The organism is Tomitella cavernea (assembly GCF_016599145.1).
GTDB lineage: Bacteria > Actinomycetota > Actinomycetes > Mycobacteriales > Mycobacteriaceae > Tomitella > Tomitella cavernae.
This window is the reverse complement of the sequence record NZ_JAENKO010000033.1, coordinates 1-22,930: the sequence shown is the minus strand read 5'-3', so window position 1 is coordinate 22,930 and position 22,930 is coordinate 1. Positions and strand designations below refer to the sequence as shown.

Annotated in this window: 19 protein-coding genes; 15 read left to right on the top strand and 4 right to left on the bottom strand. The window is 71.4% G+C overall.

Annotated elements, in window-relative coordinates:
* Positions 1-212: 212 nt before the first annotated feature.
* Both JJ683_RS12385 and JJ683_RS12380 read left to right on the top strand, forming a co-directional pair.
* The gene (locus tag JJ683_RS12385; protein ID WP_200174508.1) at positions 213-3,785 is read left to right on the top strand and encodes an indolepyruvate ferredoxin oxidoreductase family protein; all 3,573 of its coding nucleotides are present in this window, start codon (positions 213-215) and stop codon (positions 3,783-3,785) included.
* 141 nt (positions 3,786-3,926) lie between these two features.
* A complete protein-coding gene (locus tag JJ683_RS12380; RefSeq protein WP_200174520.1) occupies positions 3,927-5,015 on the top strand; it encodes a Glu/Leu/Phe/Val dehydrogenase dimerization domain-containing protein in 1,089 nt (362 codons plus the stop codon).
* 20 nt (positions 5,016-5,035) lie between these two features.
* Here the strand turns inward: JJ683_RS12380 and JJ683_RS12375 are convergent, their stop codons facing one another.
* Positions 5,036-5,539 (bottom strand): Lrp/AsnC family transcriptional regulator, encoded by a 504-nt coding sequence (locus JJ683_RS12375; RefSeq protein ID WP_200174507.1) that lies wholly within the window; start codon positions 5,537-5,539, stop codon positions 5,036-5,038.
* 43 nt (positions 5,540-5,582) lie between these two features.
* On the opposite strand from JJ683_RS12375, the gene JJ683_RS12370 reads away from it, so the two are divergent.
* The 5 genes from JJ683_RS12370 (at position 5,583) to JJ683_RS12350 (ending at position 10,989) form a co-directional block, all read left to right on the top strand.
* The gene (locus tag JJ683_RS12370; RefSeq protein ID WP_200174506.1) at positions 5,583-7,193 is read left to right on the top strand and encodes an amino acid permease; all 1,611 of its coding nucleotides are present in this window, start codon (positions 5,583-5,585) and stop codon (positions 7,191-7,193) included.
* Between the two features lie 77 nt (positions 7,194-7,270).
* Positions 7,271-7,546: a hypothetical protein gene (locus JJ683_RS12365; RefSeq protein ID WP_200174505.1), complete on the top strand. Its 276-nt coding sequence runs from the start codon at positions 7,271-7,273 to the stop codon at positions 7,544-7,546.
* A gap of 209 nt (positions 7,547-7,755) precedes the next feature.
* Positions 7,756-8,547 (top strand): pirin family protein, encoded by a 792-nt coding sequence (locus tag JJ683_RS12360; RefSeq protein ID WP_200174503.1) that lies wholly within the window; start codon positions 7,756-7,758, stop codon positions 8,545-8,547.
* Positions 8,548-9,437: 890 nt separating this feature from the next.
* A complete protein-coding gene (locus JJ683_RS12355; protein WP_207280184.1) occupies positions 9,438-10,322 on the top strand; it encodes a hypothetical protein in 885 nt (294 codons plus the stop codon).
* A 7-nt stretch (positions 10,323-10,329) separates the two neighbouring features.
* A complete protein-coding gene (locus tag JJ683_RS12350; RefSeq protein ID WP_200174499.1) occupies positions 10,330-10,989 on the top strand; it encodes a helix-turn-helix transcriptional regulator in 660 nt (219 codons plus the stop codon).
* A gap of 259 nt (positions 10,990-11,248) precedes the next feature.
* On the opposite strand, the gene JJ683_RS12345 is transcribed toward JJ683_RS12350, so the two are convergent.
* The gene (locus tag JJ683_RS12345; protein ID WP_200174497.1) at positions 11,249-11,719 is read right to left on the bottom strand and encodes a limonene-1,2-epoxide hydrolase family protein; all 471 of its coding nucleotides are present in this window, start codon (positions 11,717-11,719) and stop codon (positions 11,249-11,251) included.
* Positions 11,720-11,905: 186 nt separating this feature from the next.
* Between JJ683_RS12345 and JJ683_RS12340 the strand changes: the two genes are divergently transcribed.
* From JJ683_RS12340 to phnE, 3 genes are read left to right on the top strand one after another with little or no spacing between them, the layout of a single operon-like run.
* Positions 11,906-12,838, top strand: a complete 933-nt coding sequence (locus tag JJ683_RS12340; protein ID WP_242474668.1) for a phosphate/phosphite/phosphonate ABC transporter substrate-binding protein — start codon at positions 11,906-11,908, stop codon at positions 12,836-12,838.
* Positions 12,829-13,731 (top strand): phosphonate ABC transporter ATP-binding protein, encoded by a 903-nt coding sequence (phnC, locus tag JJ683_RS12335; RefSeq protein WP_200174495.1) that lies wholly within the window; start codon positions 12,829-12,831, stop codon positions 13,729-13,731. Before JJ683_RS12340 ends, phnC begins: the two co-directional genes overlap by 10 nt.
* An 11-nt stretch (positions 13,732-13,742) precedes the next feature.
* Complete coding sequence (phnE, locus tag JJ683_RS12330) at positions 13,743-15,485, top strand: phosphonate ABC transporter, permease protein PhnE (protein WP_307810895.1); 1,743 nt, start codon at positions 13,743-13,745, stop codon at positions 15,483-15,485.
* Between the two features lie 90 nt (positions 15,486-15,575).
* Here phnE and JJ683_RS12325 read toward each other — a convergent pair whose 3' ends face one another.
* The gene (locus JJ683_RS12325) at positions 15,576-16,718 is read right to left on the bottom strand and encodes a TIGR03364 family FAD-dependent oxidoreductase (protein ID WP_200174493.1); all 1,143 of its coding nucleotides are present in this window, start codon (positions 16,716-16,718) and stop codon (positions 15,576-15,578) included.
* 162 nt (positions 16,719-16,880) lie between these two features.
* Between JJ683_RS12325 and JJ683_RS12320 the strand changes: the two genes are divergently transcribed.
* Genes JJ683_RS12320 through JJ683_RS12310 form a run of 3 tightly spaced genes read left to right on the top strand, consistent with a single transcriptional unit; the run spans position 16,881 to position 19,504 of the window.
* Positions 16,881-17,585, top strand: a complete 705-nt coding sequence (locus JJ683_RS12320) for a phosphonatase-like hydrolase (protein WP_200174491.1) — start codon at positions 16,881-16,883, stop codon at positions 17,583-17,585.
* Positions 17,585-18,775, top strand: coding sequence for an alcohol dehydrogenase catalytic domain-containing protein (locus JJ683_RS12315; RefSeq protein WP_200174489.1), 1,191 nt, complete (start codon positions 17,585-17,587; stop codon positions 18,773-18,775). Before JJ683_RS12320 ends, JJ683_RS12315 begins: the two co-directional genes overlap by 1 nt.
* Before the next feature lie 12 nt (positions 18,776-18,787).
* The gene (locus JJ683_RS12310; protein ID WP_200174487.1) at positions 18,788-19,504 is read left to right on the top strand and encodes a GntR family transcriptional regulator; all 717 of its coding nucleotides are present in this window, start codon (positions 18,788-18,790) and stop codon (positions 19,502-19,504) included.
* A gap of 315 nt (positions 19,505-19,819) precedes the next feature.
* Here the strand turns inward: JJ683_RS12310 and JJ683_RS12305 are convergent, their stop codons facing one another.
* Positions 19,820-20,485, bottom strand: a complete 666-nt coding sequence (locus tag JJ683_RS12305; RefSeq protein ID WP_200174486.1) for an MSMEG_1061 family FMN-dependent PPOX-type flavoprotein — start codon at positions 20,483-20,485, stop codon at positions 19,820-19,822.
* Positions 20,486-20,718: 233 nt separating this feature from the next.
* Here JJ683_RS12305 and JJ683_RS12300 point away from each other — a divergent pair, with 233 nt between their 5' ends.
* The gene (locus JJ683_RS12300) at positions 20,719-21,903 is read left to right on the top strand and encodes an acyl-CoA dehydrogenase family protein (RefSeq protein WP_200174485.1); all 1,185 of its coding nucleotides are present in this window, start codon (positions 20,719-20,721) and stop codon (positions 21,901-21,903) included.
* Between the two features lie 104 nt (positions 21,904-22,007).
* Positions 22,008-22,930, top strand: a 923-nt coding sequence (locus JJ683_RS12295) for a VOC family protein (RefSeq protein ID WP_200174484.1), incomplete at its 3' end; no start/stop codon positions are given.

The following is a 22,930-nucleotide window of genomic DNA, read 5'->3' as shown; positions in this document are numbered from 1 at the left end:
CCAGTCACCGCGGAGTCCTGGCGCAGCGGTTCAGGTGGTCCTGCTCACATTGTGCACCTGTGCCGCTATGACGCCGATCACAATATGCAATCCGTATCGTTGATGGCGGATCTGTTGACGCGAAACCGGCACCGACGCGAGCCTTGCTGCACCGAATGATCCGGTGCCCCGCTCACAAGGCGCGGGCACCACCGACCGAACGGTGGAGCGTGATGACCGAGACGACGATCCGCGAGCTTCCGGCGGGCCCACAGGCCGCACCGGAGCGGCCCGCCTACGACCTGGGCGACCGTTACCGCCCCGGCACGGGCCGCGTGCTGCTGACCGGCATCCAGGCGATCGCCCGGCAGATGATCGAACAGCAGGTGCGTGATCTGCGTGCAGGGAGCCGGGTGGGCACGTTCGTCTCCGGCTACCCAGGCAGCCCCCTGGCCGGCGTGGACTCGCTGCTGCACGGCATCCCGCAGGTGCTCGCCGAGCACGACATCGCCTTCGTGCCAGGAATGAACGAGGAAATCGCCGCGACCGCGGTGTGGGGCAGCCAGGCGGACCTGGGCGCCGGCACGCCGACGCACGACGGCGTCGTCGGCGTCTGGTACGGCAAGGGTCCCGGCCTGGACCGCGCCACCGATGCGCTGCGGCACGCGAACATGTACGGCGTGAGCCCCACGGGCGGTGTGCTGCTCATGGTGGGCGACGATCCCGCGTCGAAGTCCTCCACCGTGCCGGCGGTGAGCGAGAGGTCGCTTGCCGCGCTGGGCATTCCGGTGCTGTTCCCGCGCAACGCGGAGGAGATCGTCACGATGGGCCAGCACGGCGTCGCGCTGTCGCGGGCGTCCGGCTGCGTCGTGGCCCTCAAGATCGTCGCCGACGTGGCCGATGGATCCTGGAGCGTCGACGGCGGCGTGCTGTCGCCGCAGATCACCGTGCCGCGGATCGAGTGGGACGGAAAGCCCTTCGAGTACGTGCAGCGCCCGCTCGCCGCGCCGGGCGACAGCGTGATCGCCGAGAAGGACCTCTACGGCCCGCGGCGCGCGGTGGTCGAGGCATACGGCGAGGCGAACGGGCTCGACGTCATCGAGGTCGACCCCGCGGGCGCCCGACTGGGCATCGCCGCCGCCGGCACCGCCTTCGACGCGGTGCGCCAGGGGCTAAAGGACCTGGGCCTGGACGATGGTGCGCTGCACCGGGCCGGCGTACGGCTGCTCCGCATCGGCATGCCCTCCCCGCTGGGGGCGGCGCGGGTGCGCGAGTTCGCGGCCGGGCTAGACGAGCTGCTTGTGGTGGAGGACAAGGCCGCGTTCGTCGAGACGCAGATCCGCGAGATCCTCTACGGCACCGCGCAACCTCCGCGCATCCTGGGCAAGCGCGACCGCGACGGGCGGCCGCTCATGCCCGTGGACGGTGAGCTCAACACCGGGCGGATGCTGGCACCGCTGCGGCATGTGTTCGAGCACCATGCGCCCGGGATGATCACCCCGGCGCGCCGTCCCCTGCCGCCGGCGCTGAGCATCGAACCGCTCACCGCCCACCGGGCCCCGTACTTCTGCAGCGGCTGCCCGCACAACCGCTCGACCGCGCTGCCCGACGGCTCGATCGGCGGCGGCGGCATCGGCTGCCACACGCTGGTGACCGTCTCCGGCCGCGCCGACAGCGCCGTCACCGGCCTGACCCAGATGGGCGGCGAGGGGGCGCAGTGGATCGGGCAGGCGCCGTTCACCGACGTGCCCCACACGTTCCAGAACCTCGGTGACGGAACCTATTACCACTCCGGCCAGCTGGCCGTGCAAGCGTGCGTGGCGGCCGACGTGAACATCACCTACAAGATCCTGCACAACGACGTGGTGGCGATGACCGGGGCGCAGGACGCCGAGGGTTCGCTCACCGTCGCCGCCCTCACCCGCACGCTCGCGCTCGAGGGCGTCGCGAGGATCATCGTGTGCGCCGACGAGCCGGAGCGGCACCTGACGCGCGTGCCCGCACGTTTCCGCAGGGCGGCCGCGCGGTTGGGTGTCCGGCGCCCCGCCGGCTTCGCCGACAACGCTGAGCTGTGGCACCGCGACCGGCTCGACGAGGCGCAGCGCGCTCTGCGGGAGGTCCCGGGCGTCACCGTGCTCATCTACGACCAGCACTGCGCCGCCGACGCCCGACGGCAGCGCAAGCGCGGCACGCTGCCCACCCGCAACACCCGCGTGGTCATCAACCCGGCAGTGTGCGAGGGGTGCGGCGACTGCGGCGTCAAGAGCAACTGCCTGTCGGTGCAGCCGATGGAGACCGAGTTCGGCACCAAGACCCGCATCGACCAGACCTCCTGCAACACCGACTACTCGTGCCTGGACGGCGACTGTCCGGCGTTCGTCACCGTGGAGGCGTCCGAGGGGCCCACCCCCCAGCTCGACGCGGTGCCCGAACCGCCCGCAGTGCCCGCGCCAGACGGGTCCGCAGTCGAAGACCCTGCCGAGGGCGCCGGCACGCACAGCGTGTTCATCGCAGGCATCGGCGGCACCGGCATCGTCACCGTCAACCAGGTGCTGGCCACGGCGGCCATGCGGTCCGGGTTCGACGTGGAGTCGCTCGACCAGATCGGCATGAGCCAGAAGGCCGGGCCGGTGGTCTCGCACCTGCGTTTCGCGCGCGGCACCCTGGAGCCCGCCAACCGGGTGACCCCGGGCAGCGCCACCGGCATCATCGCCCTGGACCTGCTCACCGCCGCCGAGGAGCACAACCTCGCCTACAGCGACGCCGACCGCACGCTGGTGGCCGCCTCCACGAGCCGCACCCCCACCGGCGACATGGTCTACGACCGCTCCGTGCACCACCCCGACGAGGCCGACCTGCTCGACCGCGTGGGTGCGGTGGCGCGGCGCCTGGAGTCCTTCGACGCTCTCGCCGCGGCCGAGGTGCTCTTCGGCAGCACCACCGCAGCCAACTTCCTCGTCGTCGGCGCCGCCCACCAGATGGGGGCGCTGCGGATCCCTGCGGAGGCCATCGAGGAGGCCATCGGCATCAACGGCAGGTCGGTGGACGAGAACATCGCCGCGTTCCGCTGGGGTCGTGCCGCCGTCGCCGAGTCCGGGATCTTCGCGGCGGCGGTGACGCCGGAGAACGAGCAGCGGCGCACCGTGGTGCCGGCCAGTCTGCGCGAGGTGCTGAGCCTGGAGGGCGAGACCCGCAGGATCGCGCTACTCCGCGCCAGGGAGCTCATCGACTTCCAGGACGACGCGCTCGCCGGGCGCTACCTGCGTCGCGTGCAGCGGGCGTGGCACGCGGAGCAGGGCGCCGATGGCTCCGGGGAGTTCACCGAGGCCGTGGCGCGCGGGCTCTACAAGCTCACCGCCTACAAAGACGAGTACGAGGTGGCCCGGCTGCTCACCGACCCGGCGTTCGCGGACGCGGTGCAGGGCCAGGTGCCCGGCGGCACGGACCTCACCTTCAAGCTGCACCCGCCGACGCTCAAAGCGCTCGGGCGCACCCGCAAGATCGGCTTCGGCCCCCGCTCGCACACCGTCCTGCGTGCGCTCGCCCACGGCCGCCGGCTGCGCGGCACGCGCCTGGACCCGTTCGGCCACACCGCGATGCGGCGCCTGGAGCGGGGCCTGCTGGCCCACTACGAATCCACTGTCGACAGGCTGTCGGACGAGTTGCACACCGCGGACGGGTACGCCCGTGCCGTGGAGTTCGCCGGGCTCCCGGAAATGATCCGCGGCTACGAGGACGTCAAGCTCGCCAACGTCGAGGCCTACCGCGAACGCCTTGCCGGGCTCGGCATCCCCGACGACTTCTAATCACGATCCGCGGCACCACGTCCGCACAGAAGACTCCCGCACGCCGAGCGATCCTCGCGTCGGGCGACAGCCAGGCCCGAACACCGGGCCGTACCGCAACCCCGGAAGGGACACCACCTGATGACCGCTACCCTCACCCGCATGGACCAGCGCACCTCCACCGAACCGGACACCGACGGCTCCCCGGGAGTGTTCGCCGGCTCGGCCCGTCTCACCGATCGCCCGCACGAGCAGGTGGTGCACATGGCCGACGCGGAGACCGGACTGCGTGCGATCATCGCCATCCACTCCACCACGCTGGGCCCCGCCCTGGGCGGCACCCGCTTCTACCCGTTCCCCACGGAGGCCGCGGCGCTGGACGACGCGCTGCGCCTGTCGCTGGGCATGACCTACAAGTCCGCGGTGGCCGGTGCCGATCTGGGCGGCGGCAAGGCCGTCATCATCGGCGACCCGGCCGCGGTGAAGACCGAGGCGCTGCTGGGCGCGTACGGGCGGTTCGTCGAGGCGCTCGGCGGGCGCTACATCACCGCCGCAGACGTGGGCACCGACGCGTCCGACTTGGACGTCATCGGCCGGCACACCGATCACGTGGTGGGGTGCACGGCGGGCGTCGGCGGGTCAGGCGACAGCTCCTACCTCACCGCGCTGGGGGTGTACGAGTCGATGCGGGCCGGCGCCCGGCATGTGTGGGGCGCCGACGGCCCGGGCGGGCTGACAGTGGGCGTGGAGGGCGTCGGCAAGGTGGGCAGCGAGCTGGTGCGGATGCTCGTCGACGCCGGCGCCGATGTGGTGGTCACCGACGTGAACGCGGCCGCCGTCGGCGCGGTGCTCGAGCGTTTCCCCGGCGTGCGCGCTGCGGACGGCCTGGGCGGCGAACGGATCGACGTGTACGCGCCGTGCGCGCTTGGCGGCACTCTCACCCCGGGCGGAGTCGACGGGCTGGACGCGCGGCTGGTGTGCGGCTCGTCGAACAACCAGCTCTCCGACGCGTGTGTCGACACGTTGCTGGCGACGCGTGGGATCACCTGGGTGCCCGACTATCTCGCGAACGCGGGAGGCCTGATCCAGGTGGCTGGCGAGCGCGCGGGCGACGACGGCGCGCTGGTCGAATCGCGCGTGCGGGCCATCGGCGGGCGGGCCGCGCAGATCCTCGACAGGGCCCGGGCCGAGGGCACCACCCCCGGGCACGCGGCCGACAAGGTGGCCGAGGAGCGCATCGACGGGGCCTGAGTCCGGTCCGCCCGCGGCGCTCACTCCGCTGCCGGCGTCGACCTGCCGTGCCCGGCGCCGCGGGTGATGTGGTCCAGCAGCGGCTGCGTCCGATAGGCCACCGGCGTCGTCAAGGCCAGGGTGGTTGTCGTGTGGGCGACGCCGGGAATCGCGTGCAGCCGCTCGAGTTGGCGGAGCATCGCCTCCTGCGACTCGGCCGCCATGCGCACCAACAGGTCCTCGCGGCCGGTGGTGGAGTGCACCTCGAGCACCTCGGGCATGCGTCCGAGCTCCGCGATCACCTGCGGCAGCCGCGCCTGTTCCAGTCCCACGCCGATGAACGCCTGCAGGGGCAGCCCCAGCGCCGGAAGGTCCAGGACGGGACGGTAACCGGTCACCGCGCCGGACTCCGCGAGGCGGCGCAGCCGGGACTGCACCGTATTGCGGGTGACGCCCAACTGCGCGGCGATGCTCACCACCCCGGCGCGCGGGTTCTCCGTGAGCGCGGCGAGCAGCGCGGCGTCCAGACGATCGAGATCCGTCACCCCACCACTATCCCATCTCTTCCACTTCCACCAGGAGCATGCCATGCCGGGAACCGGAATCTGGCGCACCAAATCCATCGAGCAATCCGTCCGCGACACCGACGAACCCGGAAGCAGGCTCAAACGGCAGCTCACCACGCGTGACCTCATCATCTTCGGTGTGGCGGTAGCTGTGGGGGCGGGGATATTCACCGTCACGGCGCGTGCCGCGGGCGACCTGGCGGGGCCGTCGGTGGCGGTCGCCTTCCTCATCGCCGCGGTCTGCTGCAGCCTGGCGGTGATGTGTTATGCCGAGTTCGCGTCCACGGTGCCCGTGGCGGGCAGCTCGTACACGTTCTCCTACGCGACGTTCGGCGAGTTCGTCGCGTGGATCATCGGCTGGGACCTGATACTCGAGTTCGCGCTGGCCTCGGCGGTGATCTCCAAGGGGTGGTCGTTGTACCTGGGCGACCTGCTGGGCGTGTCGGGTGCCACAGTGATCGACCTGGGCCCGATCGAGTTCGATTGGGGCGCACTGCTCATCGTCGGCGCGGTCACCGGGGTGCTCGCCGTGGGCGCCAGAATGTCGTCGATGGTGTCCACCGTGGTCACCGCAGTCAAGATCACGGTGGTGCTGCTGGTGATCGTCGTCGGCGCCTTCTACATCAACACCTCGAACTACTCGCCGTACCTGCCCGAGGCGCAGGACAAGGCCGGATCCACCGGCGGCTGGCTCAGCCGCACGCTGTTCTCCGTGCTCACCGGCGCGGACGGCAGCACCTACGGCTGGTACGGGCTGCTTGCGGCGGCGAGCCTGGTGTTCTTCGCGTTCATCGGCTTCGACGTGGTGTCCACGACGGCGGAGGAGACCAAGAACCCGCAGAAGTCCTTGCCCCGCGGCATCCTCGGCTCGCTGGCCATCGTGACGGTGCTGTACGTGCTGGTCACGCTGGTGCTCACCGGCATGGTGCCGTACACCGACCTGCAGACCGGCAGCGCGCTGGCCGGCGACGGCGGCGCCACGCTGGCCACGGCGTTCGAGGCGCACGGCATCACCTGGGCGCAGACGGCCATCAACGTCGGCGCGGTCGCCGGCTTGACGACGGTGGTCATGGTGATGATGATGGGGCAGACGCGCGTGCTGTTCGCCATGTCGCGTGACGGGCTGCTGCCGCGGAGCCTGGCGAAGACCGACCGCAAGGGCGTGCCGGTGCGCATCACGCTGATCGTGGGCATGCTGGTCGCCGTCATCACCGCGATCTTCCCGATCAGCACCCTCGAGGAGATGGTCAACATCGGCACGCTGTTCGCGTTCGTGCTGGTGTGCGTCGGCGTGATCGTGCTGCGGCGCACCCGTCCGGACCTCAAGCGCGGGTTCCGCGTGCCGCTCGTGCCGCTGGTGCCGATCCTCGCGGTGCTGGCCTGCGGATGGTTGATGCTCAACCTGGCCGTGGAGACCTGGATCCGGTTCCTTGTGTGGATGGTGCTGGGCGTGGCGGTGTACTTCGCCTACGGCCGGCGGCATTCGGTGCTGGGGCGGCGGCTGGCGGGCGCCGGCGGCCGGGCCGCGCCCGCGGTGCAAGGCGCCGACGCCACTGGCGAAAGCACCGACGAAGCCACTGTCAATCCTGCCGCCGAGGCCGAGCGGGTCCTGCAGGACGTGTCGCCCGGCTGATCCGGGGCCGGCATAGGAGGGCGCGCGGATCCCGCATCGGGGATCCGCGCGCCCTCGCCGGGCACATCCTCGTTGAGGTGCTGCTGGTGATCCTGCTGCCGCTGCTTGCCGCCGACCTGATGCGGTCGCCGCAGGGGCGCCGACCGATCGTGGTGCTGCCGCTGGCGGTGTCGGCGGTCCTGCTGGTGGCGCTCACGGCGAGTTTCGCGGCGTGGTGGCTGCCCGTCGTGGCGACGGTGCTGCTGGGCGGGTTCTGGCTAATCCACCTGCTGCCGGAAGGCTATTCGCTGCGGCGTTCGTGCAGACGCCGTGTGTTCCCCTGGAGCGCATCGCCACCACGGACGGTGAGGTGACCGGGTACGTCCTCAGCGTGGATTCGGGGTTCGTGAACGTCCTCACCGAGGACCGGGAGTTCCTGATCCTGCCCAGCGGAGAGGTGCTCTCCCGCGAGTGATCCACCGGGATTCAGGCGACGTCCGTGTACCCCACTCGTCGGAAAGCCTGATGTACAAGGCGCTGGAGGCTCGGCCGTGTTCGGGCATGCAGCGATACAGTCCGGAGGATGACGTCTACTGGTGACCTGCAGGTGGTCCGTGCCGCAGAGCGGCACCATTGGAGCAATTCGTGGCTCGATTCGCGGCAGTCTTTTCCGGTCACGGGCAACTTCAATCTGGGTGCGAACGCGTTCGGGGTGCTGCTGGTGCACAACGATGACGTCATCGCGCCCGGTGAGGGGCTCGACGCGCACCAGCACGCGAGCGTCGAGATCGTCACCTGGGTGGTGAACGGCGCGCTGGTGCACCGTGATTCGGAAGGGAACGAGGGTGCGGTACTGCCTGGGATGGCGCAGCGGATGAGCGCTGGCGCCCGCGTCGTGCACTCGGAGCGCAACGCTTCCGGCCGACTGTCCGGCGAGCGGCTGCGGGTGGTGCAGATGTGGGTGGCCCCGGACGATGCGGGCGGGCCCACCGGGTACGCCGAACGCGATTTCACCGCAGACCTCGACGCGGGCGGTCTGGTCACAGTGGTCTCGGGTATGGAGCGGGACACCGGTTCCGGGGCGATCGGCATCGGCAACGCGTATGTGGCGTTGCACGCGTCCCGGCCTGCGGCCGGTGACATCGTGTCGATCCCCGCGGCACCGTACGTCCACCTCTACGCGGTACGCGGCGAGGTGGAGGTTACGGTGGCGCGAGGCAGGGGCGCGGCGGGTATCGAAGCCGCAGGCGGCTGTGCACCGGTGCGGTTGCGTGAGGGCGACGCGGTGCGTGCCACTCGTGCCGGTGGGCTGGCGGTGCGGGGGGTCGGTGCGGCGGAGATCCTGGCTTGGGAGATGCACGCCGCCGTGCGGTGAGGCGTTGGGCGTCCGCACAAGCTGTGTGCGCGGTGTCGTCGATCGGGGGCCGATGGCGGTCGGGCCGCGCCGATCCTCCTGCCGGTTCCGGACTGCATGATCACGCGCGGGCGCGGATCTCCGGCTCAGACCCGTTTCGCGTTCGTCGTGGAAAGGCATTGAATGGTGTTTCCGCCGGCGCGCGTTTGGGTGCACTGGATGACGGACTTGACGCTAGCAGCGGTAGTGGTGTGAAGAGCGCATGTCTCAACATCAGATTTAGTGGATGACAGTGCAAGAATCATATGATTGCGTCGCTATCACCTGTTCTCTCTGGACCTTTTCGTGGGATTCTGCTCGGCGACGGCGGGGTGGATTCTCGGCGATGCAGAGCGCTACAGCTGCGGGCTGCCCACCCGTCCGATCGCAGGGGTTGCGCGCGCCTGAATCGGGAAAGTGCGCGCTTCGCATTGGCTTGTCGGAACTATGGTGACGCCTGGGTGCTCGATTCCGGGCGCGACGGGGCCCGGGATGTTGGGAATCCACGAGGGTGCTGTGCTGCCGTTCATGGTGTGTGGATGTACGGGTGCCGCCGTCGGATAGGAATCGGCGTCATGCGATTAGACGGCGTTTTCTGAAACGGCTGTAGGATCAGTTTCATTGGGGAGTCGTCACGCACCGGGCGCTGCACAACGCGTACTGCACCGCGTTGCGGAACGGTTGCGCTCGCGTATGCGGTCGAGGAGGGCGTGCCTATGAACGGAGCAGCGGCCACCGGGGACCCGGACGGATGCGCTCGTGCGGGCGCGGCTGCTCACCTCGTTGGACGCTGCCGGGCCGGAACCGGCGTTCACCGACGCGGAGTGCGCGGCCTGGCTGCGTGCCGCCGGAACGCATTGCCGACTGCGTCGTTGTTGGCCGTCAACCGGTTCCTCGGCGGCGTCCCCGCCTGGGTCTGTGCGGCGGAGCCCGCGCTGCGGCCACTCGCGGAGGACGCTTGGGCCGACGAGGTCGGCTATATCGACCCGTACGACGACGTGTGGGCGTCGCTGCGGGAATCGCTCGCAGGTTGGGTGGAGGGCGATCTGGCCGGGCTGCCCCGGACCGCGCAGATCGCGGACCTGTTCACCGCGCCGGCGATACCGGGGAGCGCTCAAGTACGGACGCCCGCCGCTATCGCGTCCGTGGAGGATCCTGCCGCGGTCACGGCGTGGGCGGATACCGTCGGCGCCCTGTGGTCGGACCCGGGCCGGGGCGATGAGCGCTGGTCCGTGGTCCCCGTGGCGTGGTGGGCGCTGGTGGAGCGGATCGCGGACGGCGCACCGTCGACCGGCCCGGAGGTGCTCGGCGCGCTGACGGACCGCCTGGCGGACTCCGGCGACCATGCGTCGGCGCTGCGCGTGCTCGTGGCCGTGGGGGACTGGCCGCGTGCCACGGAGTGCATGCGCCGCGACTTCTCCCACTTGATGCGCCAGGACATCCAGCTGGTGCGCACGTTCCTCGAGGCGCTGCCGCCCGAACACTCGCGGCACGACCCGATGGTCGAGATGGGACGGTCCGTCTTCGCCGGGCTCGATGCCGGCACCTTCGGGGCGGTGACGCGGATGTCGCGCAGCGCCGATGCGCGTCGGGACGATGCGGACCTGCCGCTGTCCGATGTCGTGTCCGGCGCGACGGCGAGCATCGTGCTGCTGCGGCTCTCCGGCGCGTTCGAGGACGGCGCCGCGCTCGCGGCCAGGATCGCGGACCGGGTTGCCGGGTTGCCGTCCGGCGAGCACGAGCTGATCAAAGGGTAATTGCCGCATGCTCCTGAACCGGGGCAGCTTGCAGGAGGGGCTCGACCTGATCGGCAGGGCGCTGCGGCAGTACTCGAGGTGGGCGCCGCCGCGGTCGTTCGCGGACCGGACGCCGAGACTGATGCGCAGTGATCTGCTCACCGCGCTCGGCCGGGAAAACGAGGCGCGGCGTGCGCTGGACGGCCCACCGCGATCGCCGGGGGCGAGCGTGCGGGCGGCGCGGATACACCTGTTGAACGGTGATCTTGCGGCGGTGCACGCCGCGCACACGGCCCGCGTCGAAGCCGATCGGGCTCGCGCGGCACTGCGACGGGCGGCGGCGGCCGCGCGGCACTCGGGCTCCGTTCGCCCGCTGCTGCTCGTGCCGCGCATGCACCGGCAGCGGATGCTGAAGCTCTTGCCGGACGCTTGCCCGATCCGGGAGGCGTGGGAGGAGTACGACGGATTCGACGTCTTCGCACGCCGGCTGACGATGATCACGCTCACCCCGCGAGAGGTCGCCGTGGTCCGTCTGGTCGCCGACGGCAAGGGCCGACGGGAGATCGCCGCGGAACTGTTCGTCTCCGAGAACACCGTCAAAACGCAGCTGAGTTCCATTTACCGCAAGCTGGGGGTGCACAACCGGGCCCAGGCCGCGGAAGCCGCGCATAGGCTGTCGTTGCTGTGACGCAGAGAGCCGTCCGCTGCGATCACGGTGCGCAGCTCAGAATCGCGGCGGCGGGCGCGTCCGGGTGCGTGACCATGGGCATGTGGCCGCATTCAGGGAGGCCGACGACGCTGAATTGAAGCGGTGTAGGCGTTGTCCGAGTTGACGCAGATGCTCGGCGGCGCGTCGGACAGCGTGCCGACGGTGATCATGCCCGGCGCGCACTGGCCCTGCGGTGCGCCGCCGCACGCCGCGACCGGCGTGTGGCGGATGCCCTCCGTCAGCCGGGCATACGCCTGTTGAGCGCCGGCGACGCCAGGCCCACGAGCGCACGCAGGAACGCCTTGGTGCAGTCGAGGAAGTCGAAGTAGTCGCGCCACAGCGTGATCCGGCCGTCGTCGACGGCGAACTTGCCGCACACCCAGAACCGCATGCGCAGCGGGCCCACGCGGATCTCGTCGATCCGCTCGGTGAGCACCACGTCGCCGTCGGCGGCCGCGGTGAGGGTGTGCACGCCGAAGCCGATCCCCGGACGGCCGAGCAGGTCCACCACCGTGCGCATCTTGCGCTCGCCGCGCACGGTGGCCAGTCCCACGTTGGTGTAGACGATGTGCGGGTCGGCCAGCTCCATGGCGGTCCGCCCGTCGCGTGCGGCGAGGGCGCCGAGGAAACGCCGGACGACGGCGATCGGGTCGTCGGGGTCGGCCGCAATGGAGGCGGCTGCTACGGCCCCGGCCCTGTACTCGCTCATGCGTGTCCCCTCCGTCTGCGGTCGATCGGTGCGTGCGGCACCACGATTCCATACCCAGAGGTGCGTCCGGAGCGGACCGTCCGCAAGTGTCGCCGGAACTTCGCCCGGAGTTCACCCCGGCGCAGTATGCGGCTCGCTCGGACCGGATTGCATGAGTGTCGACCGGATGCCTACGAGGAGTCACCCATGAAGCGCATGACCCGCCCCGCGCGGCGCCTTACCGCTGCGGCGGTCGCGGCGGTCGCAGGCGGCACGCTCGCCGCCTGCGGACAGTCCGCGCAGGCCGCCGGCGGCGACGAACTGGTCTTCGCCGCCGTCCCCGCGGAGGCGTCGTCCACGCTGGAGCAGTCGTTCGAGCCGATCGTCGAACTGCTCTCCCAGGCCACGGGCAAGGAAGTGGTCTTCCAGAACGTCACCGACTACGCCTCGGTCATCGAGGGGCAGCGGGCGGGGAAGATCGACATCGCCTCCTACGGCCCGTTCTCGTACGTCATCGCCCGGGAGGCGGGCGTGCCCGTCGACCCGGTCGTCGCCTCCGTCGACGAGGAGGGCGCTACGCCGTCTTACTATTCGGTGGCCTACGCACTCCCGGATTCGGGCATCACCGACCTGGCGTCCGCGCGCGGCAAGCGCGTGTGCTTCGTCGACCGCGCCTCCACCTCCGGTTTCCTCGCCCCGCTCGAAGGGCTGGCCGCGGCGGGCGTGACGCAGGGCGACTACAGCGAGGTGCTCGCCGGCAGCCACGACGCGTCGGTGCTGTCGCTGACGAGCGGCCAGTGCGACGTGGCCTTCACCCACAGCGACATGCTGGCCACCCTGGAGCGGACGGGGCAGCTCTCCTCCGACGCGGTGACGCAGGTGTGGAAGTCCTCGCCGCTGCCTGAGGACCCGATCGTCGTCAACCGCGACACCCTCGACGACGCCACCCGTGAGGTCGTCGTCGCCGCGCTGCGTGAACAGGCGAACAAGCCGGCGCTCGTCGCCGCCGGGATCTGCGCGTCGGAAGAAGAGTGCACGCTGCCGGAGGAGACCGGATGGGGATACACGCCGGTGGACGACGCCGACTACGACGCGGTCCGGCGTATCTGCGACGTCACGAGGGCGGAAGCATGCAGCTGATCGGGACGGGCGCCGCCCGCGCCGGCGGCGAGGACGGCAAGGACGGCAAGGACGGAGAGGCTGGATACATCGCGGCCTCGCTGCGCGGGGTCACCAAGGACTTCGGCGCCGTGCGCGGGCTCGACCGCGTCGACCTGGACTTCCGCTCCGGCGAGGTGACGGTGCTGCTGGGGCTGTCCGGCTCGGGCAAGTCGACGCTGCTGCGGCACCTCAACGGGCTGCAGTCGCCGACGGCCGGCGAGGTGACGGTGCTGGGCACGCGGATCGACGCCGGCGACGGGCGCGGCCTGCGCCGGCTGCGCCGCGGCATCGGATTCATCTTCCAGCACTTCCACCTGGTGGAGTCGATGTCGGTGCTGGAGAACGTGTGCACCGGACGCCTCGGCACGCTGCGCGGGCCGCGGCTGTCGCTGATGATGTACCCGCGGTCGGTGCGCGCCGAGGCCATGGCGCAACTGGAACGCGTGGGGCTCGCCGACCGGGCCTTCCAGCGGGCCGACACGCTCTCCGGCGGCCAAAAGCAGCGGGTGGCCATCGCCCGGGCGCTCATCCAGCGGCCGCGGATCCTGCTGGCCGACGAGCCCGTCGCCTCCCTCGACCCCGTCTCCGCGGCCGAGGTGATCGACCTGCTGCGGGAGATCGGCGACGAGCAGGGACTCACGGTGATCTGCTCGCTGCACCAGGTGCGCACGGCGCTCGACTTCGCGGACCGCATCGTGGGGCTGCAGGGCGGTCGTGTGGTGCTTGACGAGCAGGCGGCCGGACTCACCGTCGACGCCGCGTTCACCATTTACGACCGGGTGGCGCAGCCGGAAACTCCGCAGCCCGATTCGACGCAGCCCGATTCGACGCGGCCCGATTCGACGCAGCGCGCACCGGCGCTCGCCGGCTGAACGGGGGACCGGTGCACACTCTCGAACGCCCGGCGGGACGTCCCGCCGGGTCTCCCCCGGGGGCGGCGCTCGTCCGCCCGCGGCGGCTGGAATCGGCGGCGGCGAAGGCGGTCCTGGTCGCGCTCGTGGCGGCGGGGATCTGGTCGACGATGGCACTGCAGATCAATGTCGCCTCCATCGTCGACTCGGCGGGCAACGCCGTCGACTTCGCCGGGCGGATGCTGCCGCTGGACTTCCCGCCGGTCGCGGAGCTCGCGGGGATGATCGGTGAGACGCTCGCGATCGTCCTGCTGGCCACGGTCCTGTCCGTCGTCCTGTCCATACCGGTCGCGGTGGCCGCCGCCGAGAGCACCGGCCGCACCCGCCTGGGCCGGTCCGGGGCGCGCGGGTTCATCGTGCTCATGCGCGCGATCCCCGACTTGATCCTCGCGATCGTGTTCTTCCGGGTCTTCGGGCTGGGTGCGCTTCCCGGCGTCCTCGCCATGGGGCTGCACTCGATCGGCATGGTGGGCAAGCTGCTGGCGGACGCCATCGAGGACCTCGACCCCGGCCCGCGCGCCGCGGTGCAGGCGGCCGGAGGCGGCCGGGTGCAGCAGGTGGTGGTGGGGGTGCTGCCGCAGCTGTTGCCGCAGATCATCGCGACGGGCCTGCACCGGTTCGACATCAACCTGCGCACCTCGGTGCTGCTCGGCTATGTGGGCGTGGGCGGGATCGGCCTCGCCATCGCCGAGTCGATGCGGACCCTGGACTACCGGCGCGGAATGGCGCTCGCGCTGACGGTGCTGGTGCTGTGCATCCTCACCGAACTCGTCTCCGGCGCCTTCCGCCGGCGGCTCCTGGGCACGCCCCGCAGCCGTGCGCCGCGCGGCCGGACTGTGGGCGGCCGGGCCCTCATCGGTTGGGCCGACCGGGTCAGCGGCGGCTGGGTGACGGGCGGACGCCGGCAGGGTCGTGCCGACGGCGCCGACTGCCGCCGCCTGAGCCAGCCGTGGGACGCCGACCGGGTGCGCCGGTACCTGTGGGGCGTGGTGATCGTCGCCCTGGTGTTCCTGGCGTGGCGCGACGCGGGCGTGTCCGTGCCCGGGTTCCTCGCCGGGCTTGCCGACCTTCCGTCGACGGCGTTGCTGTTCTTCCCGCCGGACCTGTCCGCCGTCGCCTCCACGCTGTGGCCGGAACTGCTGACCACCCTCCAGATCGCGCTCGCCGCCACGTTCCTCGGAGCGGTCCTGGCGGTGCCGATCGGGCTGCTGGCGGCCCGCAACGTGGCCCCGTCGCCCGCGGTGCACGGCACGTTCCGGGTCCTCATCGTGCTGGTGCGCGGCGTCCCCGAGCTGATCCTGGCCATCGTGTTCGTCGTGGTCACGGGGCTCGGGGCGGTGGCGGGAACGCTCGCACTGGCCATCGGGGCGGTGGGGCTGCTGTCCAAGCTGGTCGCCGACTCGCTCGAGGAGACCGACGTGGCGGTGCAGGAGGCGCTGCGCGCCACCGGGGCCGGCCGGATGCAGGTGTTCGCGGCGGCCACGCTCCGCCAGGCGACCCCCGCGTTCGTCGCGCACGTGCTCTACCTGCTGGACACCAACGTGCGCGCGGCCACGCTGCTGGGCGTGGTGGGCGCGGGCGGTATCGGCTACTACCTGCTCAACGCGTCGCGGATCGTCGACTTCGCCACGGTGACGACCATCGTGCTCATGATCCTCGGCGTGGTGCTCGTGATCGAGGGGCTCGCCGTGTGGCTGCGCAGGGCGCTGCGCTGAGGCGGGGGCGAGAGCCGAGACGGGGATGAGAGCCGAGACGGGGATGAGACGCCGAGGGGCGGCGGACCCGGCCCGCCGCCCCTGGGCGTCTCAGAGACCGGCTAGCGTGCGGCGGGCGATGCCGAACGACAGCGTCATGCCGATGCCGGAGGTGACCACCGCGACGGTGGTGGCGCCGTCGATTCGCTCGTGCACCAGGTTGGTGTCCTCGCTCGTGGCGTAGACACCCTGCCACCGTTGGCGGATGCGCAGCGGGCCTGCGGGGCGGATGATGTCGGCGGCCGAGTCGAGCAGCGGCCGGTAGACGTCCTCGTCCAGGAACGGGTCGACGGTGACGGCGCGTATGTGCGAGTCGCCGATGATGAGGCCGCCGTCGGCGCGGCGGCTGAACATCGCGTTGGCGTCGATGTCCAGAAGTTCAGGTTGCTCGGCGCCGATGGCCCTCCGGAGAGCGCCGGCCGCGTCGGTCGCGGACATCGCGCCGTATCGGAGCATCGACGTGCCGGTGAGCACCGGTGCGGGGTTCACGTAGCCGTCGACCGGGTCGGCGAGCAGCATTTGGAGCGCGCACCGTCGGACCTTCCGCTGTTGCGCGAGCGCCGGGAACAGCCGGTCGAGGTCGTGCCCCACGCACACCACCACGTGGTCGGCGGTGAAGGTGCCGCGCGACGTCTCCACACGCCCATCGCCGGCCCCGGTGACGGCGGCACCGGTGAGCAGGTCCACCCGGCCGTCCGCGGCCAGCCGCTCCGCCAGCGCCGGCGCAGCGGTGCGCGGGTCCACGGCGAGGTCGTCGGGCAGCAGGGCGCCGCCCGTCGCGGACTCGCCGCCGGCGGGGCGGGGGCCGCGGATGCGTTCACGTACCTGGTCGCCGGTCAGCAGCCGCACACGATCGCGGCCGCGCGTGCACCGCAGCTCCTCGAGCACGGCGAGCTCCTCCGGGCGGCGCGCCACGACCAGCGTCCCTTCCTGCGCGACGGCGATGCCGGTGGCCGCCGCCATCGCCAGCCACCCTTCGCGCGAGTCGAGGGCCAGCGGATAGTCGTCGTCGGCCTGCGGCGTGGTGCAGACGTGGCCGAAGTTGCGCACCGATGCGCCCACCGGCCGCTCGTCGCGTTCGACCACGCGCACGGACAACCCGCGGCGCGCGGCCTCGAAGGCATGCGCCAGGCCGACGATTCCGGCCCCGACGACGAGCAGATCGGTATGCGTCGATGATTCGGCAGAGGTCACCAGCCGAGCATCACATCCGCGAGGGCGGGTGGGAGCGGTGCGCCGATGAGGGCACCGAGTGTTCACCCGAAGATGGCCGGACGTTGGCCTGGGCGTGGGCCGGCGGTACCGATGGCGTCCTAGCGTCGGAACCATCGGAAGAGGCGACAGGCGGGAGCGGGCATGGTCGAGCTGGTGGCATTCGACATCGCAGGAACCGTGGTGGACGAGGGCGGAATCGTCTACGAGGTGCTGCGGGAATCGGTGGAACGGGCGGGGGTGACCGTCAGCGAGGAGCAGTTTCTGCCGTGGACGGGGATGGAGAAGCGCACGGCGATCGCCAACCTGCTGCGCCTGGGCCGCGCGGTGCCGACCGAGGCGATGGTCGACGACGCCTTCGTGTGGTTCACCCGCGAGCTGGACAGACGGTACCGGGAGAACCCGCCGCAACCGTTCCCCGGGGTGGAGGAGCTGTTCGTGAACCTGCGTGCAGGCGGGGTGAAGGTGGCGTTGACGACGGGGTTCACCAGCGACGTGACCGACGCGTTGCTGGCGGGCCTGGGCTGGACGGTGGGCGACGGCGATCCGGATGCGACGCTCGACGCGGTGTGCACCGGCGACGAGGTCGCGGCGTCGCGCCCGTACCCCTACATGATCCACACGGTGATGCAGCGCACGGGCACGGAATCGGTGTCCGCGGTGATCGCGGTGGGGGACACGCGCGCGGACCTGGACGCCGCGCACAACGCGGGGGTGACCGGCGTAGGCGTGACCACCGGCGCCTGCGCCCGCACCGAACTGGCGGCCCGCCCGCACCGCAGCATCCTCGACGCCGTCGTCGAGCTGTGGGCGGATCCCGTCTTCGAGAACTACGCCGACGCCGTCTGATGGCGACGGACCGGCCGGCGGGGCCCGGGCACGCGGTGGCCCAGGTGTGGCACGGCGGCGGGCACTTCCGGCTGACGGCCATCGCCGTGCCCGATCCCGCGCCGGGCGAGGCCATCGTGCGGGTGCTCGTGTCGACAGTGTGCGGCTCGGACCGGCACACGGTCTCCGGGCGCCGGAGCGCGCCGGCGCCGTCGATTCTGGGGCACGAGTCGGTGGGCGAGGTCGTCGCGTTGCACCCGGACGGCGCGGTCGCCGTCGACGGCACCGAGTTGCGCGTCGGCGACCGCGTGGTGTGGGGCGTGACCGCTGCGTGCGGGCGCTGCGACAGGTGCGCGGCCGGCCGCTCGGCGAAGTGCCGCCGCCTGCGCAAGACCGGGCACGAACCGCTCGGCGACCGGCCCCTGTCCGGCGGGTTCGCCACGCACGTCCACCTGCCCGCCGGGGTGCCGATCATGACGGTGCCGGACGCCGTGCCCGACGCTCCGGCGGCCCTTGCCGGGTGCGCGGTGGCGACGGCTGTGGCCTGCGTCGACGCGGTGCGCAGAGTCGTCGCCCGTCCGCGACGGGCGCTGGTGTGCGGGGCCGGTCTGCTCGGCGTGGCGTCGGTGTCCGCCCTTGCGGCGGCGGGCGTCGAGCACATCGAGGTCCGCGATGTGGACCCGTCCCGGGTGGAATTCGCCCGCCGCTTCGGGGCGACCGCCGGACGGGTGGTGCCGCGGGACGGGGCTACTCCGTCCGACGCGGAAGGGCGGCCGGGCGCGGGAGACGACGGTGCGGGGGACGGGGTGGGATTCGACGCGGCGATCGACATGTCCGGCACGCCGGGCGGGGTGGCGGCGTGCGTGGCGGCGCTGGGCGTCGGCGGGGTTGCGGTGCTGGCCGGCAGCGTGCGTCCGCACGCTCCGGTGCCCCTGGACGCGGAGGTGGTGGTGCGCCGCCACGTGTCGATCGTCGGCGTCCACAACTATGAACCGGCCCATCTGCGCGACGCCGTCCGGCTGCTCGCCGCCACCGCGTCGCCGGCCCCGTGGCAGGAAGCCGTCGACCCTCCGGTGCCGCTGAGCCTGCTTCCCGCGCTTTTCGCGCGCACGCCGGCGCGGCTGCGCGCAGCGGTGGCCCCGTCGATGCCGGAACGCGCCGATGCGGGAACAAGTCCAAGCCTGAACAAGACCGAGCTTGAACGAGCTTAGGAGAGCCGAGTGATGACCGTTGCCGTCGATGCGACCCGGCGCCGCCGTGACGAGGTGGTCGATGCGCTCGCGGGTCAGGCCGCGGCGCTGCGCGTGGGTACGCGTCTGCCCAGCGAGGCGCAGATCATGCGGCAGTTCGCCGTGTCACGTTCTGTGGCGCGTGCGGCCATCGAACAGTTGGAGAGCTGCTATCTGGTGCGCCGCGTGCAGGGGATGGGGACCTATGTGCACCGGCGCCTCGACGTGCCCGTGGGCGGGGACGGCCCGCCGTCGTTCCACCGCGTGATCGCCGCGGCGGGCGCGCACCCGAGGACAGTCGTGGTGGCGACGCGCGCCGAGCCCGCGCCCGGTGCGGCGACGGCGGCGCTGGGGCGCGGCGTCACTTGCAAGGCTGAACGTATCGGGTTCGTCGACGACGAGCCGACGAGCGCCCTCGAACACTGGTTGTACCCCGGCGCCCTGCCGGAGCCGGCGGTCGCGCTGCGGGCCTACGAGTCGGTGCACGACGGGCTCGACGCCGCCGGTGTGTCCGCACGGTGCGTGCTGCGCCGGGCCACCACGGACTCGGCACCCGGGTGGGTGTGCCACCGGCTGGAGCTGCCGGCCCGGTCGGAGACGTGGCTGACGGAAGCGGCGTGCGTCGAATCCGGAACCGGAAGGCCGCTGTATTACGCGCGCGCATGGTCGCGGATGGACCGTGTGCGGCTGGTGCTCGCCACCGGGGAGTAGCGGGGGATGGTGTAACGGGGGAAGTCGCAGCGGTTCCGCGGAACCGCTGCAACCCGGAACAGCTACGCCGTCGAGCCGGTGCCACCCAGCGAGTCGAGCTGGTCCTGCACCCATCCGAGGAAGACGTTCAGCGGGGTGAATGACAGGTCGAAATCCATGCTCATGGTGTGCCTTTCGGTCGGGGCTGGTCGGCGGAACTGCGATGGCCTGCCGGGCGTCCGACGTCGCGGCCGGCATGTGCGCCCACTGCAATCTACCGGCGCGCCGGGCCGCGCGCCATGACGGAGAATGTGCCGCACGCCATGCCCCAGAGGATCAGTACAGGTGGTCCCGGTAGCCCTCGGCGCGCGCGGGCGGTGCGTCGGTGGGAACCGGGCGATCCAGCTGTTCGTGGATCATCTCGCGCAGCGCGGGCACCTCGCCGTGGGCGACCCAGGTGTCCGGCCGCCACAGCTTTCCGCGCAGCATCGCGCGGGCGCAGTGTGTGAACACCTCGTCGATGTGCACGATCAGCGCGAGCTGCGCGGGCCTGCCGCCCAAGGTCATGTCCGCGCACACGTCCGGGTCGGTGGTGAGCGTCGCGGTGCCGTTGACGCGGACCACCTCTTCGAGCCCGGGGACGATGAACAGGATCCCCACGTGCGGGTTGGCCAGGATGTTGCGGTACGAGTCGCCGCGGCGGTTGCCCGGGCGGTCCGGGAGCATCAGCGTGTGCGCGTCGGGCATCCGCACGACGCTGGTGATGTCGCCGCGCGGGGAACTGTCGCAGCGCCCCTCGGCGTCGGCGGTGGCGAGGACGAAGAATCGCGCGTGCCGGATGAACTCGCGCACGAGCGGGGTCGTGTGCGGGGTGCACTTGGCGAGGATGTCCGGGTGCGGCGGGCCGCCGAGCACCTCCTCGAGGCGGTCGGGCGTCGTGACCCGATGCGCGTCCGCGCCGCGCGGGGCCGCCGCCGCAGTCGTCCCGGTCGTCGTCTGCATCCGTCCTCCTTCGTGGTGCTGAGGACAGGCTACGCATACCCGACGGGGCCCGTCGCGGCCGCTCCGGCCCCGTGCTGCGCCGGCCTCCCACCGTCCGCCGGCGCTCGCGAACTCGGGTTTTCCCGCATGCTGGGAAGCGGCGTTCCGGTGGGACGCTTACCGCTGTGATCGTGGTCTCAGGCGGTGCCGGGCGTGCGCCCGGCCGACCGGGACGACGGCGACGGGAGTGGAAGATGGCCAACAGGGTGCTCGACGTGATCGAGGAACATGCGGACGAGTTGTTCGCGCAGGGGGCGGAGGCCGAGAAGATCGGCAAGCTCACCGATCGGACCGTGGAGATCATGAACAAGGCGCAGGCGATGCGCATGTTCCAGCCGGCCGAGTACGGCGGGCTGGAGTACCGGCCGCGGCAGTTCGCGGAGACGGTGATGCGGTTGGCGTCGCTGGATCCGGCGGCGGGGTGGGTGCTGGGCGTGTGCGGGGTGCACCCGTGGCAGCTGGCGTACAACGACAAGCGGGTGCGGGAGGAGGTGTGGGGCGAGGACAGCAGCATCTGGATGGCCTCGCCGTACATGCCCGCCGGAATGCTCACCCCGAAGGGTGACGGCACCTATGGTTTCAGTGGGCGCTGGTCGTTCTCCTCGGGCACCGACCACTGCAAGTGGGCCTTCCTGGGGGGTCTGCTGACCAACCCCGACGGTTCGATGCCGGCGGAGCCGCAGATGGTGCACGTGATCGTGCCGCGCACCGATTACGAGATCATCGACGACTCGTGGGATGTGGTGGGTCTGCGCGGCACGGGCAGCAAGGACTTGGTGATCAAGGACGCGGTGGTACCCGAATACCGCTTCATGACCTGGGACGACGTGGTGAGCGGTGACGGGCAGGCCAGGTCGGGCCGCACGGAGACGCTCTACAAGCTGCCGTGGTCCGGCATGTTCCCGCTGGGTATCACCGCCGCCACCGTGGGCATCTGCGAGGGCCTGCTGCGGCTGGCGCAGGACTACCAGGCCGACCGCATCAACGCCCAGGGCACCGCGGTGAAGGACGACCCGTACACCATGTACCGCTTCGGCGAGCTGATGGCGGACATCCGTGCGGCGCGCGCAGAGCTGCTCGCCAACGTCGATGAACTGTGGGAGATGGCGGAGAACGGTGGTCAGCCGGATTTCGCGCGCCGGGCCCAGGGCCGCGCCACCCAAGTGCGTGCCGCGTGGCGTGCGGTGGAGGCCGCGAACGAGATCTATGCGCGCTGCGGCGGCACCGCGCTGCGCATGCAGATGCCGATGCAGCGGTTCTGGCGGGATGCGCAGGCCGGCATGCACCACGCGATCCACTCGCCGAACACCGTCTACCACGCGTCGGCCCTCAGTGCTCTGGGTGCCGATCCGCAGGGGCCGCTGCGGATGATGATCTGAGCGGGACTCGACGCCGCAACGGCGGCCCATAGCGGGAGGATCACCGGTGAACCCGACAGGCGCGATCGTGATCGTCGCACACTAGAGGAAGGACACGTAGGGCAATGGCAGACGTACAGTCGGCGCGCGAGATTCGCGCGCTGGGTTATATCGAGGTTCAGACGAATGACATGGAGCGGTGGCGGAAGCTGGCGTTCGGGGTGCTGGGTTTCGCGGAGGGGGCGCCGCCGGCAGGCGGAGATGGCACAGGGGCGCTGTATCTGCGGATGGACGAGCGGGCGGCGCGGATCATCGTCACGCCGGGCGAGGTCGATGGCGTGACGGTGGTCGGCTGGGAGGTGCGTGATCAGGAGGCGCTTGACCGGGTGCGCGCGGCGGTGGCGGCGGCGGGCGTCGAGGTGCGGGATCTGACGCTGGCCGAGGCGGATGCGCGCCGGGTGGAGGCGGCGATCGCGTTCACCGATCCGGCGGGCACGAGGCTGGAGGTGTTCCACGGGGCGCTGCTCGATCACAGTCCGGTGGTGACGCCGTTCGGGGCGAAGTTCGTCACCGGGGCGCAGGGTCTGGGGCACGTGGTGATTCCGGTGCCGGATCAGGGTGCGGCGTACGACTTCTACGTCAAGACCCTCGGATTCCTCTCCCGCGGGGCGTTCCGCATGCCCGCGCCGCCGGAGTACGGCCCTATGCGGATCCGGTTCTTCGGGGTCAACCAGCGCCATCACAGCCTGGCGATGATGCCGTCGCCCAAGCAGGGGCCGGGGCTGATCCACGTGATGGTGGAGGTGGACACGCTCGACGCGGTGGGCCAGGCCCAGGACCGTGTGGTGGCCGAGGGGATTTCGTTGTCGTCGACGATCGGCCGGCACACCAACGACAAGATGGTGTCGTTCTACGTGCGTGCGCCGGGCGGCTGGGACATCGAGTTCGGCTGCGAGGGGATGCTGGTCGACGAAACCTATTACACGGCCGAGGAGATCACGGCGGACAGCTACTGGGGCCACGACTGGTCCGGCTCCGAACCGCTGGC